This window comes from Desulfobacterium sp. N47 (genome assembly GCF_051233685.1).
Taxonomy (GTDB): domain Bacteria; phylum Desulfobacterota; class Desulfobacteria; order Desulfobacterales; family RPRI01; genus RPRI01.
This window is the reverse complement of the sequence record NZ_JBAMMY010000132.1, coordinates 1-1,472: the sequence shown is the minus strand read 5'-3', so window position 1 is coordinate 1,472 and position 1,472 is coordinate 1. Positions and strand designations below refer to the sequence as shown.

Sequence of the window (1,472 nt, the reverse complement as noted above, 5' to 3'; positions counted from 1 at the left end):
GATCCGATATCCAGGATATCCGCCTCTCTCTTCGTTATACATTTCCAGATGGCTCCCCCATCCGAGGTAACCAGAATGCTCCCGAACTCCCCCACGATAAAACCTCTCTTTTCATCCAGAAATTTCACCGCCTCCAGCAATGCTTCCATCTCCCCGCTTTGCTGGGCCTGCCAATGCGCTCCTCCGTCCTGAGTGTGGAGGATGGTGCCAGCCTCGCCCACTATCCAACCCTTCTGAGGGTTAACGAAGCAAACCCCAAAAAGATAATTGGAAGTGCCGCTTACCTGAGGCTTCCACGTCCGCCCCCCATCGCTCGTGGCGAGGATGGTGCCATTGCTGCCCACCACCCAGCCGTGCCCGGCGTCGGGAAAGGAAAGGGACACCAGCAGCTCTTTAGTGCCGCTGGACACAGGCTCCCATTTGGTTCCGCCGTCTTCACTAAGTAAAATAGTACCGTAATATCAGATCATAGAGCGGATCATGGAAACGCTGGGCTGTTTCCGCTGCGGCAGGCAGCAGAAAAAGACCTAAACAGCCCAATAATAAGAATACCTTGATGAATCTCATCAACATTTAACCCTCCTTAATTTAGTATTAAAGTGCATAAGTTATTACTCCGGCAATAAAACATGTAAATCTTACACTATATAGCTAACCATTTGATGTTTGAAACCAATGTTATTAACTTAAACGAACAAATTATATTATAACTATCAAATTATATTATAAAAAAGGTTGACTTATTGGTATCAGCATGATATATTCACTCTCTATAACAACAAGCAATTACTATGGGTAAGAAACAGCCGCTGAAGGATAGTGTTTCAGACATCAGCCATTTTGATTCTGGCTATCATCAACTTAGTTTAACGAACCGAACAAAGGGTTGCAAGTACAGTTCAGAACAGCGGCAACAGATTATAGAATCGGTATCGGAACTATGTGTTAAGGGAATCTCCAAAGCAAATGCTTTAAAGTCTCTTAAAGTCTACCGTTCAACCTATTATGGACGGTCATATAAGAAGAACGAGACAAAGATATTGACAACTTCGTTAACAGAATCGGAACGTCAGGCTGTTATAGAGAAAAAGAAATCCGGGCCACAGATGAGCCACCGTCAGATAAGCGGGTCTTTAAGGCATGATGGATATTGGATAAGCCCCTCCCGTTGTTACAGGGTGTTAAAGAATATTAGCTGGGTATGGTCTCAGACTCTTCGGGAAGCTCCATATTTTAGCGAAAAGATTGATGATCAAAAACAAAAAGCCCATACTTCGGGCTGATATGGGTTCTCCCAATACAGCAGGTAAGACCAGAAGGTTTATAAAAGATTTAGAGATAGTTCTTTCTCTCAGCAGGCCACATCAGGCCCTTTGGAATTATACGCCTGGATTTGTCCACAGAACAGGAAACAAATCCATGATACCGAGTCATTATAAACGTTCGGTTCAAATTGCCAAAGAACAAAGAAT

3 protein-coding genes are annotated in these 1,472 nt (G+C 43.9%); 2 read left to right on the top strand and 1 reads right to left on the bottom strand.

What is annotated here, in order from left to right:
* A partial coding sequence (locus VXK47_RS08670; RefSeq protein ID WP_435548380.1) for a WD40/YVTN/BNR-like repeat-containing protein occupies positions 1-410 on the bottom strand: 410 nt, incomplete at its 3' end.
* A 381-nt stretch (positions 411-791) separates the two neighbouring features.
* Between VXK47_RS08670 and VXK47_RS08665 the strand changes: the two genes are divergently transcribed.
* Both VXK47_RS08665 and VXK47_RS08660 read left to right on the top strand, forming a co-directional pair.
* A complete protein-coding gene (locus VXK47_RS08665; RefSeq protein ID WP_435548379.1) occupies positions 792-1,283 on the top strand; it encodes a helix-turn-helix domain-containing protein in 492 nt (163 codons plus the stop codon).
* A gap of 1 nt (position 1,284) precedes the next feature.
* Positions 1,285-1,472: hypothetical protein (locus tag VXK47_RS08660; protein WP_435548378.1), on the top strand; the 188-nt coding region annotated here is incomplete at its 3' end.